Raw genomic sequence first — 14,872 nt, 5'->3', positions numbered from 1 at the left:
GAATCAGGCTTTAAATCTTTCACTACCTTAAAAAGAACGATTACCCGCCACTACAGCGATATTCTTAATTATTTTGAGAAGAGAAGCACTAACGCCTCAGCAGAATCCTTTAATGCAAAAATAAAAAACTTCAGATTACAGCTCAGAGGAGTAAGAGATAAATCGTTTTTCCTGTTCAGATTATCAAAACTTTTTGCTTAGTCCACAAGTTTTGTACTTGATCCACTTTTTGCGCTTGATCCCTTTTGAGACTGATCCATAAAAATAAACCTCTCCAATTATAAATTAGAGAGGCTTTGTTTGTTGTGGTTTCTCCAGGAATCGAACCAGGGACACATGGATTTTCAATCCATTGCTCTACCAACTGAGCTAAGAAACCATTTAATTTTTACTTCTTTTTTGAAGTGGTGCAAAAGTAATAATAATTATCGACTCTTACAAATTTATTTAAAACTTTGAAAATAAAACCACCTTGTTACAGGTGGTTTTTAAAAGTGGTTTCTCCAGGAATCGAACCAGGGACACATGGATTTTCAATCCATTGCTCTACCAACTGAGCTAAGAAACCATTCTTGTTACTTCGTTGTTTTAAAGTGATGCAAAAGTAGTAAGTTTTGGTATATGAAGCAAGTATTAACGGTACTTTTTTTAACAAAACTTAAAAACCTATTGATTCTCAGCTTGATTGTTTTCCTGTTCCTTGCGGATTTGGTCACTCATTTCCTCTAATACAGGCTTAATCGTGCTTTCCGGAAGATCACTAATTCGGATATACATTAACCCGTCGATCGCATCATTGAAATTTGGATCAACATTAAAGGCAATAACTTTCGCATTTTGCTTGATGTATTTTTTTATTAATACAGGCAATCTCAATTCAGGTTCAAGGTCGTCAATGATCTTATCTAATTTGTTTAAATCAGATTCCATTTCATCAAAGAAAAGATTCTTGTCCCTGTCGCGAAGTTTTACTTTATATTCATTTCTCGGGGTGATATATTGTGCCACTGCAGAATCGTAATAATTCGAACGCATAAACTCAATCATCAGAGATTTTGAAAATTCTGAAAATTTATTGGAAATACTTACGCCTCCCATTAAAAATTTATGATCCGGATTTCTTAAGCAGACATGGACAATTCCTCTCCATAAAAGAAAAAGGGGTAGGGGCTTCTGCTGATATTCCTGACAGATATAAGCACGTCCCATCTCAATCACCTTTTTAAAGAAAGGATGAATGTCCTGTTCAAATTCAAACAAAGAACTTGTATAAAACCCCTTGATGCCGGATTTTTTCATGACTTCTTTACCCAAAGCCATTCTATACGCTCCAACCAATTTTTCTTCAGCATTATCCCAAAGGAAAAGGTGATGATAGTGCTTATCATACTCATCAAGATCAAAAGGAAGATTACTTCCTTCACCCACCGCACGGAAAGTAAGCTCTCTCTGACGACCGATTTCCCTCATGATAGAAGGAATTTCTTCGTAGCTCGTAAAGTAAACTTCATAGTTTCCGTTGCTGAAGAACATTTTGTCTGTGCCTTTCAGTTTATTGATATCCTTTAAAATATCTTCTTTCGGCGTTTCATCGATGATATTCTGAACGATATTCTCCTCTTTAAGCAAAGGAAATTTTACCGATAAATTTTGAAGATTAATAACCTGAGCAAGCGATTTTCTTTTTTCATAGTAAGATTTCATCATATAAACCTTACGTTTCAGAAATTCGCCCAATTCCTCAATGGTTTCCATGTCGTCCATCGCTTTTACAGTAATTGGTCTTCCTATTCTGATTCTGATTGGTTTTTCCCGCTCATTCATCATTTCTGCAGGGAGCATCAAAGTCTGCAAATTGGGATGAATTTTGGCTATCTGATAAAAAAGGCGACTGTTTTTAGCGTGAAAATACATAGGAACTACCGGCACTTTTGCCATTTTTATCAGCTTAAGCGCTGGTTTTTCCCATTCTTTATCTAAAATTTCTCCGTACGGATTATTTTTGTTAGAAACTTCCCCGGCTGGAAAAATACCCACACAGCCTCCGTTTTGGAGATGTTTCAGTGTTTCGCGCATTCCTGATGAACTGCTGTAGGCTTCTTTTCTTCCTTCAAAAGGGTTTACAGAAATGACGTAGGGCTCCATTGGCTTGATTTTTTCCAGAAGGAAATTTCCCATCACCTTAAAATCCGGACGTACTTCCGATAAGACTTTGCACATCAAAATCCCGTCAATCGCACCCAGAGGATGGTTGGAAACCAAAATAAACGGCCCTGTTTTCGGGATTTTTGCCAAATCTTCTTCAAAAGCTATGTAGCTTAAGTTTCGCTCCCTCACAAATGAGTCGAAAAAGTCTTTACCTTCCTTGTCTTTTAGTTTGTCGTATAATTTATTTACTTCATTTATTTTAGCAATGCTCATGACAGCAGATGCTACAGGATTCTTCAGGAACCCTATTTTACTTAAGCCGGAAGCCTTAATTAAATCGTTTTTCGAAATTAAACTCATATTGTGTTTAGTCGCAATTAGTTTTATTGTGTTACCATTTGAAGTGTATTCTTCGAAATCTGCTCCAATAATACACTTTTTTCCTGGTAAAATTTATCAATGTTCTCCATCTTCGCATTTCTTACAGTAAATAAAGATACATTTTTTATCACTTCTGTCTTAAATACTTTCTGCAAATCTTCATTAAGTGCATCTACCGTATTGTATTTATCTTCCAAACATAAAGCTAATGAAATTGCAGAATTCTGCATCAAAGAAACTTTTATTTTATTTTTAGAAAGGTGTCCGAAAACAAGACTCATGTGGTCTTCTGCGATAAAAGAGAAGTCCCTCGTAGAAATTTTCAGTAAAGTCTGGTTTTCTTTTAAAATGTAAGATTCCTCACTTTGGTTTTTGTCTGAGTTCCCCACCTTTGTTCCTTCCTTTGTAGGATCTACGAAAGATTTTACATAAAATGGAATGTTTTTTTGCTGAAGAGGTTGTAATGTTTTCGGGTGGATAACACTCGCTCCGTAATACGCCATCTCAATGGCTTCTTCATAAGAAATATTGGAAAGCAAAGACACATCCTTGAATTTTCTTGGATCTCCCGTCATTACTCCCGGAACATCTTTCCAGATTGTCATAGCTTCTGCATTTAAGCAATAGGCAAAAATCGCCGCCGAATAGTCCGAACCTTCTCTTCCCAAAGTTACCGTAAAATTATTTTCATCCGAACCGATGAAACCCTGAGTAACGTAGCAGATTTCTTTATTTAAGTTTGAAATAAATTCTTCTGTTTTAGTCCAGTCAACTGTTCCTTCTCTGTAAGAATTATCTGTTTTTACATAATCTCTGGCGTCTAACCATTGATTGGTAAACTGGATTTCGTTCAAATACTCGCTTACAATTTTAGTAGAAATCATTTCTCCGCAGCTTACCACCTGATCGTATACGAAATTGTAATTCGGAGATTTGTTCCTTCTTAAAAAAGAATCAATATCATCAAAGAATAAATTAATTTCCGCAAAAACAGCATGATTTTCAGGGAATAAACCTTCTGCAATCTCTATATGTTTTCGTTTTATCTTTTCAATTTCAGTTTGATAGTTATCTTTTTTAAAATAAAGTTCCACTACTTTTTCCAACTCATTAGTCGTTTTGCCCATCGCTGAAATTACCAGCAGACATTTGGCAAATCCCTGGCTTTTTAAAACCATAGACACATTCTTTACGCTTTCGGCATCCTTTACTGATGCTCCACCAAACTTGAAAATTTTCATTAAATTGTTAATAATAAAATTGTTAGATAAAATTTGTGGGAATATTTTACGGGTGACAAAATTATAAATTTACAATGAGATATGAAATAGTCTAATACGGTGATAGGCTTAAGATTTTATTAAAATTGGAAATTGCCTCACAATATTGGGATTACTGCAAAATTTTGGGGATTATTTTATGATAAGGTTTTAAGATATAATGAAAAATAAGCTTTGTATTGTATTGATTATTAGAATGTAATGTCTTTTGTTAATAATTCTTTTTAAATGTGATAAATTTTACGAAATTTGGGAAAAGTAAAAAGTAAGATATGTCAGAGCAACCATTACAGACTTTAGGAGAGTTTCTTATTGATAGGCAGGAAGATTTTCAGTATTCTACAGGGGAGTTTTCCCGTCTTCTTAGCGCAATAAGACTGGCTTCTAAAGTGGTAAACAGAGAAGTTAACAAGGCCGGAATTGTAGATATTGCAGGAGCTGCCGGAAATCAGAATATTCAGGGGGAAGAGCAGCAGAAACTGGACGTAATTGCCAATGAAATTTTTATTACAGCTTTGTCTCAGAGAGAGGTTGTTTGCGGAATTGCTTCCGAGGAAAATGATGATTTTATTGATATTAAATGTGGTGAAAACGGACATTTAAGTAAATATGTTGTACTCATCGACCCACTTGACGGTTCTTCCAATATTGATGTAAACGTTTCTGTAGGAACGATTTTCTCTATTTACAGAAGGGTCACCGAGCCTGGAACTCCGGTTCAGCTGGAAGATTTTCTACAAAAAGGGATTAACCAGATTGCAGCGGGTTATGTGATTTATGGTTCATCGACAATGATTGTTTACACGACCGGAAATGGAGTGAACGGATTTACATTGGATCCGTCTTTAGGAACATATTATCTTTCTCACCCGAATATGCAGTTTCCGAAAACAGGAAAAATTTATTCCATCAATGAAGGAAATTATATCAAATTCCCTCAAGGAGTTAAAAATTACCTTAAATATTGCCAGATGGAGGAAGGTGACAGACCGTATACATCAAGATATATTGGTTCTTTAGTGGCTGATTTTCATAGAAATATGCTGAAAGGTGGAATCTACATTTACCCATCTTATTCACAGGCTCCGAACGGAAAATTGAGATTATTGTACGAATGTAATCCGATGGCCTTCCTCGCTGAACAGGCAGGAGGAAAAGCAACCGACGGTTTTAGAAGAATTTTGGAAATTGAGCCAACGGAACTTCACCAAAGAATTCCGTTTTTCTGTGGAAGCATCGATATGGTAGAAAAAGCGGAGGAGTTTATGCGAATCGACAGCGTAAAATAAATGAAAGCAGAATATTCAAGATATTTATTAGAATTCAAACGCCCGAGTGGAACATCTCGCGGCGTTTTGCATGAAAAAGAAACCTTTATTCTCGAAATTTCAGAAAATGGAAAAAAGGGAATAGGAGAGTGTGCGATTTTCAGAGGGTTAAGCTTTGATGACAGACCGGATTATGAAGAAAAACTGCAATGGCTTTGTGAAAATATTCAACAAGATACTGATTTTTTAAGGGAAAATTTAAAAGAGTTTCCTTCCATTTGGTTTGGCTACGAGCAGGCTGTTTTGAATTTAAAATATGGTAAAAATCTATATTTTCCGAGTGAATTTACAGAAGGTAAAACTCCGATTATCATCAACGGATTGATCTGGATGGGCGACATCAATTATATGGAAGAACAGATTCAGGATAAACTTGAAAATGGTTTTCACTGTATTAAATTAAAAATCGGGGTAGACTGGAAATCAGAGCACGAAATTCTTCACAAATTAAGACAGAAGTTCTCAAAAGAAACTTTGGAGCTTCGTGTTGATGCAAACGGTGGTTTTACAAAAGAAGAAGCAAAAATTGTTTTACAGCAGTTGGCAGATTTAGATATTCATTCGATCGAACAACCTATAAAATCAGGAAATTGGAATGATATGGCAGAGTTGTGTGCAAATACTCCGACTCCAATTGCTTTAGATGAAGAATTAATCGGAATCACAGATTTTAACGAAAAGAAAAAACTTTTAGAAGCTATAAATCCTCAATATATTATTTTAAAACCAGCTTTGGTAGGAGGTTTTTCCGGATCTGATGAATGGATTTATCTTGCTGAAAATCATAATATTGGTTGGTGGATTACTTCTGCATTGGAAAGTAATATTGGCTTAAATGCAATCGCTCAATATACTTTCACAAAAAAAAGCCCGATGCCACAGGGTTTGGGCACCGGAGCTTTATTTGTCAATAATTTTGAATCCCATTTAGAGCTTAAAAATGAGCTGCTATGGTTCAAAATTTAACAGAAGAGAATTAATTAACATGCCGGAGCAGGAGAATCTGGACAGGTAGCCTGGCCACAGTAGTCAGGAGCCCATGACCTGCAGCACATTGCAGCCGGGTTCCAGTTGTTGCATCCAAGAGGTGGTCTTCCTCCTTTGATGGTTTTTAATTTTTCTCTGTTGATTTTTTGCTGATTTTTCATAATGTATATTTTGATTTGTAATATAAATATGAATCTATTTTTTGTATTGCACAATACATTTAACTTAAATTAACACACTTTGAAGTGAATTAGTTTAAGACGAAATTTAAAAAAATAAGATAGAATCAAAGTTTCATAAAACTCTGAAATATAGTAAAATAACAATAAGAAATTGTTTTTTAGGAAATAAAATAGTAATTGTAGGGTCGAATAATTTTTTTTGTGTTTAAAGGTTTATATTAAGCTATTAAATCACGTCTTTTATAAAAATCGCCTTCTTGATGTATTCTAACAACGAAGAAAACTTTCTTTTAACTTTTTTCATGATGTAAAATTTAGTATTTCTCTGTTTAATGATTTTACAATCTCTGTGCCACCCTGTGGAACTCTTTTTATGTTTAGCATTTGATATTTTTAATAATTTAATTGTAATCAATTATTGAGAAATAATTGTGAAAATATTTTCATTATTTTTAGTTCTGTTTGTAATAAGATTCCTATCCACACCATACAAGTTTTGAAAAATATCATTCTGAACCATCGAGCTGGAAAGATATCCCCAATGGTTTCCGATATCATATTTAAAACCTGTCAGGATATCATCCTCTGCGAATGTACAGTCGATAACAGAAACGATATCTTTAAATTTCTCAATATCACTCGGTCCGTTTTTTCCCAGCCTTGGAGTCAGAATATTTTTGGTAAACTGCGAAATTCCTAAGATGGTATCTTTCCTGTTTAAATAAATCGAAACTCTGTTTGCCAATAATGGAAGCTTGTTAAATGAATCTTCCGAGTCCTCAAAAACTTTATAAGTCACATCGGAATTCAGCAGTAAAACCTGATCGATCACTCTCAGAATATTTTCTTTTTTCAGGCTGTACAGCATACTTTGCAGCACTCTGTTCCCCATGGAATGAGCCATGATATGAATTCTTTGGTTGCAGGGAGTGAGATCGCGGTTCGAAAAAATATCTTTCAAAAATTGGGTGTAAAAATAAAAGAGTCTCATCAGCGAAGCCCCGGAGTTAATGCTTGAAGCCTTGTCATCAAAATATGTCAAAGGCATGATGCTATTGGCAGCCGGCCAGCTCACAAATAAAATATGTTCTACGGGAGAAAGCGGGTTATCAATATATAGTTTTTTAAGATCGAGAATTGCTTTCAGTTCATCATCAAAATTATAGGCATACCCATGGATAAATATCAGAACATCGCTTCTTTCTTTTGTAGAAGACATGTTTTTGTATAATTCGTAGAACATTCTCTGAGTTCCGCCGAGATTATTGGCCGTTAAAGGCGAGGTTTTAATGCCTTTTTCATTTAACAGAACATCCAAAACATCCTGATATCCCTGTTTTTCAGGCTCAGAAAACAGCCTGTAATTGAGGATATTTCTATTGGTGTAGTCTTTCTTTTTTCTGGCAGCTGCGGTGGGTTCCTTATAGGTATCAAAATCACATTTTGCGATCCTGAAATTAGGAATCGAATATTCGTCATTGGAAAAAGAGTCGGCTTTCTCACCTTTATGACGGACAATTTTCCTGTTGCTTAGGATATAAACGGCCATTTGAGAAGATGTGTTATAAGTTTTTTTTAAGTTTCTCTAAGGTAAATAAAAATATTGAATCTGTATTTATTGTAGCGCAAAAATTATAATTTTCTTAAACCCTTAAATTTTCTTAAATTTGCAAATTGTCGTATAATGCGGCACTTTAAAGCGAATTTTAATGGAAGAAGAAAAAAAATCACTCAATTTTATTGAGCAAATTATCGAAGATGATTTGGCAAACGGACTTACAAAAGATGAGCTCCGTTTCCGTTTTCCGCCTGAACCAAACGGTTATCTGCATGTAGGTCATACCAAAGCGATCTGCATCAACTTCGGTTTGGGTGAAAAATACAATGCTCCCGTAAACCTTCGTTTCGACGATACGAATCCTGAAAAAGAAGAGCAGGAATTCGTAGATTCTATAATGAAAGACGTTGAATGGCTAGGTTTTAAGTGGGATAAAGTTTTGTATGCATCCGATTACTTCCAGCAGCTTTACGATTGGGCAGTTCAGTTGATTAAAGAAGGAAAAGCTTATGTAGATGAGCAGCCATCTGAAGTAATTACTGAGCAAAGAAAAAATCCGGCAGAACCGGGAATTGAATCTCCATACAGAAACCGTCCTGTTGAAGAATCTTTAGATTTATTCGAAAGAATGAAAAACGGTGAATTCGAAAGTGGTTCGATGTCTCTTCGTGCAAAGATCGATATGACTTCGCCGAACATGAACATGCGTGACCCTGTAATGTATAGAATTTTAAATAAACCTCATCACAGAACCGGTACAGCTTGGAAAATTTATCCGATGTACGACTGGGCACATGGTGAGTCTGATTATATCGAACAGGTTTCGCACTCATTGTGTTCTTTGGAGTTTGAAAACCATAGGCCATTGTATAATTGGTATCTAGACCAAGTGTATGAAGAAGGAAAGGTGAAAAACAAGCAAAGAGAATTTGCAAGGATGAACGTTTCTTACATGATTACTTCCAAAAGAAAATTACAGAGGCTGATTGCTGAAAATGTAGTGAGCGGTTGGGATGATCCAAGAATGCCTACGATTTCCGGAATGAGAAGAAAAGGGTATACTGCCACTGCTATTAGGAATTTTATTGAAAAAGTAGGAGTTGCCAAAAGAGAAAATCTAATTGAACTTCAGTTATTGGAATTCTGCGTTCGTGAAGACTTGAATAAAGTGGCAAAACGTGTAATGACAGTAGTTGATCCTATTAAATTAATCATTGAAAACTATCCTGAAGGACAGGAAGAATGGCTGGAAACTGAAAATAACCCTGAACAGGAAAATGCAGGAACCAGAGAAATTCCGTTCTCCAGAGAATTATATATTGAACGTGAAGATTTTAAGGAAGAAGCTAATAATAAATTCTTCAGACTAAAGTTAGGTGGTGAAGTTCGTTTGAAATCTGCTTACATCATCAAAGGTGAAAGAGTAGAGAAGGACGAAAATGGAGAAATCACGACCATTTATGCGACTTACGATGAAAAATCCAAGTCTGGAAGCGGAACTGAAGAAAGTTTAAGAAAAGTAAAAGGGACTATTCACTGGGTATCTGCGAAACACGCAATTCCTGTGGAAGTAAGAAATTACGATAAATTATTTACGGTGGAACAGCCTGATGCTGAGAAAGATGTAGATTTCTTAAATTTCATCAATCCAGACTCTGTTACTACAGTTCAGGGATTTGCTGAACCTAGTTTAAAAGATGTGGCGGTTGGAGAACCTCTTCAATTCCAGAGAATTGGCTATTTTACAAAGGATCAGGATTCTACGGATACAAATTTTGTATTCAACAGAACTGTGACCTTAAAAGACTCTTATAAGCCGGAGTAAAAAATTATTTATATCTAAATAAATGAAACAGGGCTTAATTTTTTAAGTCCTGTTTTTTTTCGTTAGTTCGAGTTTTTTTCGAAATAAAATGGAGAAAAATGTATCGAGAACATATCAATAAAATTTCTCGATACGGTTTTTTAAACCTACTCGAAATGACGTTTTACGAATTGATTATCAAATCAAAAAAAAGTCCCGAAGGGACGCCCTTCTAAAGGATAGGATACAATCCTATCAACAATAATTTAAAAATATATAAAAATCAAAATTGTGAAATTTTTAAAAATATACATCAACTCATTCAAAGGACTTTCAGCGGAAAGCTGGATGCTCGCTTTGGTAATGCTCATCAACCGATCGGGGTCGATGGTTTTGCCGTTTCTCGGGGTTTACATGACGGATCATTTAAATTTCGACATTAAAAGTGCCGGAATCGTTTTAAGTTTCTTCGGAATCGGTTCCGTGGTAGGTTCTTGGTTTGGCGGAATGATTACTGATAAAATCGGAGAATTTAAAGTACAGAGCTTAAGCCTTTTCCTTAGTGTTCCTATGTTTTGTTTAATCCCGCTTTTTCATACAGAAGTCGGTTTGGCGGCAATTATTTTTATTCAGAGTTCAATAAGTGAAGCTTTTCGACCTGCCAATTCTGTAGCGGTTTCAAAATATGCAAAACCAGGAAATGTAACCAGAGCATTTTCCCTCAACCGAATGGCGGTTAATCTTGGGTTTTCCGTTGGCCCGGCTTTAGGTGGAATTTTGGCGGCAATTTCCTATGATTTTCTTTTTTATTCCAACGCAATCGGAGCTTTATTGGCTGGATTGACCTATGTTTTCTTTTTCAGAAACAGAAGCTATCGAAATAAAGATAAAATAGATAAAACTGCCGATATAAAAGCCGTGTCACCTTACAAAGACACCCGTTTCATCCTTTTTGCAGCGGCGTGTTTCATGTTTTCCGTATGCTTTTTCCAGTTGTTGAATACTTTGACGATTTTCTACAAGCAGGAAGCCAAGCTTTCGCCTCAGACCATCGGATATATTTTAGGATTCAGCGGGGTAATCGTTGTGGTGATGGAAATGATTATGGTTCAGATTGCAGAAAAATATTTAAAGCTGAAAACAACGATGTTTTTAGGAACTCTTTTCTGCGCCGTATCTTTCGGAATGTTGGCTGCGGATACTTCAATCTGGCTTCTGGTAGTGTCAATTTCTATTTTAAGTGTAGGAGAAATCTGGGCATTGCCGTTTATGGCGACAATCACTTCGCTTCGGTCGGGAACTCATAATAAAGGTTCTTATATGGGACTTTTAGGAATTGCATTTTCACTTTCCTTTATCATTACACCATCTTTAGGGACATTCATTGCTGAAAATTTCGGTTTTACCATTCTTTGGATTGGCACAGGAATTCTCCTTGGAATGACGGCAGTTGCCTTTTACTACATTGTTCCGTGGATGATTGGTGACAAGTCATCTGATCATGAAAAATAAAAATCAATAACACCGCCGATGCAAAACTTCTTTTGTAAATTTGCTTAAACGAATAAAATACGATTATAATGAATATAAACGGGAAAAATGCCATCATTACAGGTGGTGGTAGAGGCCTAGGAAAAGCAGTAGCGTTAGCACTGGCAAATGAAGGGGTAAATGTAGGAATTACGGGGAGAAATGAAGAAAATCTTAAAATGACGGTTGAAGAAATCAAGAAATTAGGGGTAAATGCAGGCTATGCCGTTTTTTCTGTGGATAACGAAATCCAGGTAAAAGCCGGAATTGAATCTTTGGCTGAACAGTTGGGAGGTGTTGATATTTTAATTAACAATGCAGGAATCGGTGACTTCGGATCTATAGAAGATATGTCTTCTGAAACTTGGGAACAGGTCATCAAAACCAATCTTTTCGGAGTGTATTACGCCGCAAAAGCAGTTCATCCGTTCATGAAGGCGAAAGGTGAAGGTGATATCGTAAACGTAGCTTCTACAGCAGGTTTGAAAGGTGGACCGAATATGTCTGCTTATGCAGCATCAAAAGCAGCCGTAGTTTCATTATCGCAATCGATGATGGCAGAATGGAGAAAACAAAATATCCGTGTTATTACATTGACTCCAAGTACAATTGCTTCAGATATGTCGATTCAGGGTGGTTTAACGGATGGAAATCCTGATAAAGTGCTTCAGCCGGAAGACTTCGCAGAATGGGTAAGAGATATTTTGAAAATGAACAGACGAGCGCTAATCGCAAATGGTTCTATTTTCTCTACCAATCCATAGTATAGAAGCTAAAAACTAGATATTAGAAATTAGTTTTTTATGACTTTTAAATAACGGCGGACTTCGGTTCGCTTTTTTTTTATACTTAATTGTCATTGCTAAGAGCGACTTAGCTGAGTGAAACGCCCTTGCGAACAAAAATATGCAGTATAGCATTAAAAAGTCTTTGCGCGCTTTGCGTTAAAAACACTTCGACAGGCTCAGTGTGACATCTCTAATACTAACTGTAAAGATTCTAGTGTTAATTCTTTATTTTTGCAACAAATTATTCACATGCAAAATTATTTAGAATTCGATTTCAGAATTTCTCCGCTTCAACCGTGGAACGAAATATTAATGGCAGAACTTATTGAGATAGGTTTCGATAGCTTTACGGAGGAAATTCATGGAATTTTAGGATATATTCAGAAGGACTTATTTAATGAAGAAGAATTAAAAGCTTTACCACTTTTTCAGAATGAAGAGGTAAAAATTGAATACACTTTTCAGGAAATGCCGAACATCAACTGGAACGAAGAGTGGGAAAAGAATTTTGAGCCCATTAATATTGATGATAAAGTATTAATCAGAGCAGAATTCCACGAATCTGTTCCTGGAATGCATGAAATTATCATTCAGCCAAAAATGTCTTTCGGAACAGGGCATCATCCGACAACGCATTTGATGATCCAGCAAATGATGGATATCGATTTCAACGGAAAAAAAGTGTTGGATATGGGTTGTGGAACTTCAGTGTTAGCGATTTATGCAAAACAAATCGGAGCCGGAGGTACAAAAGCAATCGACATCGACGAGTGGTCGGTTGAAAATTCAAAAGAAAATGCGGTAAGAAATGGAGTAGAGCTGGATATTGAGCTGGGAACTGCAGAAAATTTAGGCAAAGAAAATTACGATATTATTCTGGCCAACATCAATAGAAATATCCTTATTTCAGATATCCCGACTTATGTTTCTGTATTGAATGAAGGTGGGAAATTATTACTTTCAGGATTGTGTTTCTTTGATGTTGATGATATTCTTGAAGTTTGTAAAGAGAATAATTTGGAACTGAAAAAGAAACTTCAACGCGAAGAATGGGTAAGTTTATTGCTTGAAAAATAAATATTTTGCAGATTAATATCAACCTTAAACTCAACCTCAATCTTAGTCTCAACCTAAAATTATGAAAACCTTATTCACTGTTTTATTTTTACTCATTGTTCAGATTTTCTCTGCGCAGGAAGAAGATTATGAATATGCAAACGGAGTTTTCCATTTTGAAGAAAATAAAACACAGAAAATATTCACGGATTGGACAAGGGTCCGGCAGTCTCCCAATACCAATGCTCAGATTCTGGATTCTTTGCAGACGAATCAGCCGATTGTAATTCTTAAAAAAGAAGAAACCATTCTGAAATTGGGTGAAAGAAGAGCCAATTGGTATAAAATATCTTATCAAAAAGGGGATAAAACTTCAGAAGGTTACGTTTGGGGCGGAAATCTTGCAGTAGGCTATAGAAACAAGAACGGGTACGATTTTCTTTTCGGCTTAACGAAAACAGTCAACAAAAAAGATAAGCAATATCCTGAAATCAATATTCAACAAAATATCGCAGCTATAAAAGTTGTGGAAGGAAATACTCTAATTGATGAGGTTTCTTTCGAGACCGGATCGGCTGAAAGTCTTAGTTTTGGAACATTCAATATTGAAAGTAATCACAAGCTACAAAATGTAGAATTAACTCTGAAGGCTACTGTTTCCGGCGAAGCATGCGGAATTCCGAGTTATGATCAATATGTTTTGTTTAAAGATAAAAAACTGATTGCTCTGCCACAATTGATGAACGTTGGAGATGCTGACGTTTACTATCATTCCGAAGAATTTATTTTTCCGAACGATAAAGGCGGAATTCCGAATGCTTTTATCTTGAAAATGGAAGAAATGGAGAAAGACGAAAAGGATAGAGAAAAGAAAAAAAGAGCTTCGAAAACTTATATCTGGAACGGAAATTCTTATAAATTGAAATAAGGAATTTTTGACGATATTATTTGAAACCACTGTATATTTACGGTGGTTTTTTAAATTTTATATAATGACAAAAGCAGAACTTTATGATTTGAAATATACACTTTCAGACTTTATTTATCCAAGATTAAAAGAATTTAAAGATAAAGTGGATCGTAAAAATGCACCTTCAGTACCGGATTTTTCAAAGGTCGAACATTTTTCTAAAGATACTCCTTTGGAAGAAAAAGAGAAATATTGGAGTGAGTTATTGGGCGAGATGATTATCCCTTTTGAATATCATGTTTATCCTGAGAATTTTGAACATTTGGAGCTTAAGGAAATTAATGAAAAAGTAGAACGGGGATTGAAAATTTTTGCAAAATATTTTAGTAACCTTTGGTTTTAATTATATTCAACTGATGATTTTTATTTAAAGAAAGTTGCTCTGAATAAGATAAACTGGCAAAATGGATTTACTGAAGTTGTTGGGGAGATTGGAAGAGATTATTTACCCGAAGACGACTTTGTTCCTGATTACAGCCAAATCATTAAAAAACTAAATTTAAAGACGGTTTTCAAGGTAAGTCATGCTTATACGATTCATACATTTTGAGATGATGAAAGAGAAATAGGTGTTTTCTCCGATGAAAAAATGGCAAATGATGTTGTTGGGTTTCTAAAACAAAAAGATGGATTTAACAAGTATCCGGATGGTTTTATAATCAGTGAAATTTTGCTAAATGATTGACAATGGAGTTCAGGATTTGAATAATGTTGGAAAATTTCGGATCAGTCTCAAAAGTTGGGGAGAAAATAAAAATAGTAACTTTGTGGAATGTTAAATGATGCTGAAATTCTGAAATTATTCTTACCCGAATTATTAATTGAGCACTTTGAGATGATGAAATTTGAGGAGGAAAATA

General features: G+C 35.4%; 13 protein-coding genes and 2 tRNA genes. 9 read left to right on the top strand and 6 right to left on the bottom strand.

What is annotated here, in order from left to right:
• Positions 1-201 (top strand): transposase (locus BUA89_RS22495; RefSeq protein WP_143152336.1); only part of this gene is annotated, 201 nt, incomplete at its 5' end.
• 105 nt (positions 202-306) lie between these two features.
• On the opposite strand, the gene BUA89_RS22490 is transcribed toward BUA89_RS22495, so the two are convergent.
• The 4 genes from BUA89_RS22490 to BUA89_RS22475 all read right to left on the bottom strand — a co-directional run bounded on the left by BUA89_RS22490 (position 307) and on the right by BUA89_RS22475 (position 3,770).
• Positions 307-379, bottom strand: a tRNA-Phe gene (locus BUA89_RS22490).
• Positions 380-495: 116 nt separating this feature from the next.
• A tRNA-Phe gene (locus BUA89_RS22485) sits at positions 496-568 on the bottom strand.
• A 98-nt stretch (positions 569-666) separates the two neighbouring features.
• On the bottom strand, positions 667-2,508 hold the full coding sequence (locus BUA89_RS22480) for a lysophospholipid acyltransferase family protein (protein WP_072964248.1): 1,842 nt from the start codon (positions 2,506-2,508) through the stop codon (positions 667-669).
• Positions 2,509-2,531: 23 nt separating this feature from the next.
• Entirely contained in the window at positions 2,532-3,770 is a 1,239-nt protein-coding gene (locus BUA89_RS22475; RefSeq protein WP_072964246.1) for an aspartate kinase, read from the bottom strand.
• Between the two features lie 311 nt (positions 3,771-4,081).
• Here BUA89_RS22475 and fbp point away from each other — a divergent pair, with 311 nt between their 5' ends.
• Complete coding sequence (gene fbp / locus BUA89_RS22470; RefSeq protein WP_072964244.1) at positions 4,082-5,098, top strand: class 1 fructose-bisphosphatase; 1,017 nt, start codon at positions 4,082-4,084, stop codon at positions 5,096-5,098.
• The gene (locus BUA89_RS22465) at positions 5,099-6,103 is read left to right on the top strand and encodes an o-succinylbenzoate synthase (protein ID WP_072964242.1); all 1,005 of its coding nucleotides are present in this window, start codon (positions 5,099-5,101) and stop codon (positions 6,101-6,103) included.
• Between the two features lie 14 nt (positions 6,104-6,117).
• Here BUA89_RS22465 and BUA89_RS23245 read toward each other — a convergent pair whose 3' ends face one another.
• Together BUA89_RS23245 and BUA89_RS22455 are read right to left on the bottom strand one after the other, a co-directional pair.
• A complete protein-coding gene (locus BUA89_RS23245) occupies positions 6,118-6,285 on the bottom strand; it encodes a bacteriocin-like protein (protein ID WP_178362494.1) in 168 nt (55 codons plus the stop codon).
• Between the two features lie 436 nt (positions 6,286-6,721).
• Positions 6,722-7,855, bottom strand: coding sequence for an alpha/beta hydrolase (locus BUA89_RS22455; protein ID WP_072964238.1), 1,134 nt, complete (start codon positions 7,853-7,855; stop codon positions 6,722-6,724).
• A 160-nt stretch (positions 7,856-8,015) separates the two neighbouring features.
• Between BUA89_RS22455 and BUA89_RS22450 the strand changes: the two genes are divergently transcribed.
• The 6 genes from BUA89_RS22450 (at position 8,016) to BUA89_RS22425 (ending at position 14,355) form a co-directional block, all read left to right on the top strand.
• Positions 8,016-9,689, top strand: coding sequence for a glutamine--tRNA ligase/YqeY domain fusion protein (locus tag BUA89_RS22450; protein WP_072964237.1), 1,674 nt, complete (start codon positions 8,016-8,018; stop codon positions 9,687-9,689).
• Positions 9,690-9,959: 270 nt separating this feature from the next.
• Entirely contained in the window at positions 9,960-11,180 is a 1,221-nt protein-coding gene (locus BUA89_RS22445) for an MFS transporter (protein ID WP_378126393.1), read from the top strand.
• 68 nt (positions 11,181-11,248) lie between these two features.
• Complete coding sequence (locus tag BUA89_RS22440; RefSeq protein WP_072964233.1) at positions 11,249-11,962, top strand: 3-ketoacyl-ACP reductase; 714 nt, start codon at positions 11,249-11,251, stop codon at positions 11,960-11,962.
• 273 nt (positions 11,963-12,235) lie between these two features.
• Positions 12,236-13,063 (top strand): 50S ribosomal protein L11 methyltransferase, encoded by an 828-nt coding sequence (prmA, locus tag BUA89_RS22435; RefSeq protein WP_072964231.1) that lies wholly within the window; start codon positions 12,236-12,238, stop codon positions 13,061-13,063.
• A 61-nt stretch (positions 13,064-13,124) separates the two neighbouring features.
• The gene (locus tag BUA89_RS22430; protein WP_072964229.1) at positions 13,125-13,970 is read left to right on the top strand and encodes an SH3 domain-containing protein; all 846 of its coding nucleotides are present in this window, start codon (positions 13,125-13,127) and stop codon (positions 13,968-13,970) included.
• Positions 13,971-14,034: 64 nt separating this feature from the next.
• The gene (locus tag BUA89_RS22425; RefSeq protein WP_072964227.1) at positions 14,035-14,355 is read left to right on the top strand and encodes a hypothetical protein; all 321 of its coding nucleotides are present in this window, start codon (positions 14,035-14,037) and stop codon (positions 14,353-14,355) included.
• Positions 14,356-14,872: the final 517 nt, after the last annotated feature.

Origin of the sequence: Chryseobacterium arachidis (assembly GCF_900129245.1) — a bacterium.
Classification (GTDB): Bacteria; Bacteroidota; Bacteroidia; order Flavobacteriales; family Weeksellaceae; genus Chryseobacterium; species Chryseobacterium arachidis.
Note: the sequence above shows the minus strand (reverse complement) of the source record. Positions and strands in the feature narration are given on the sequence as shown.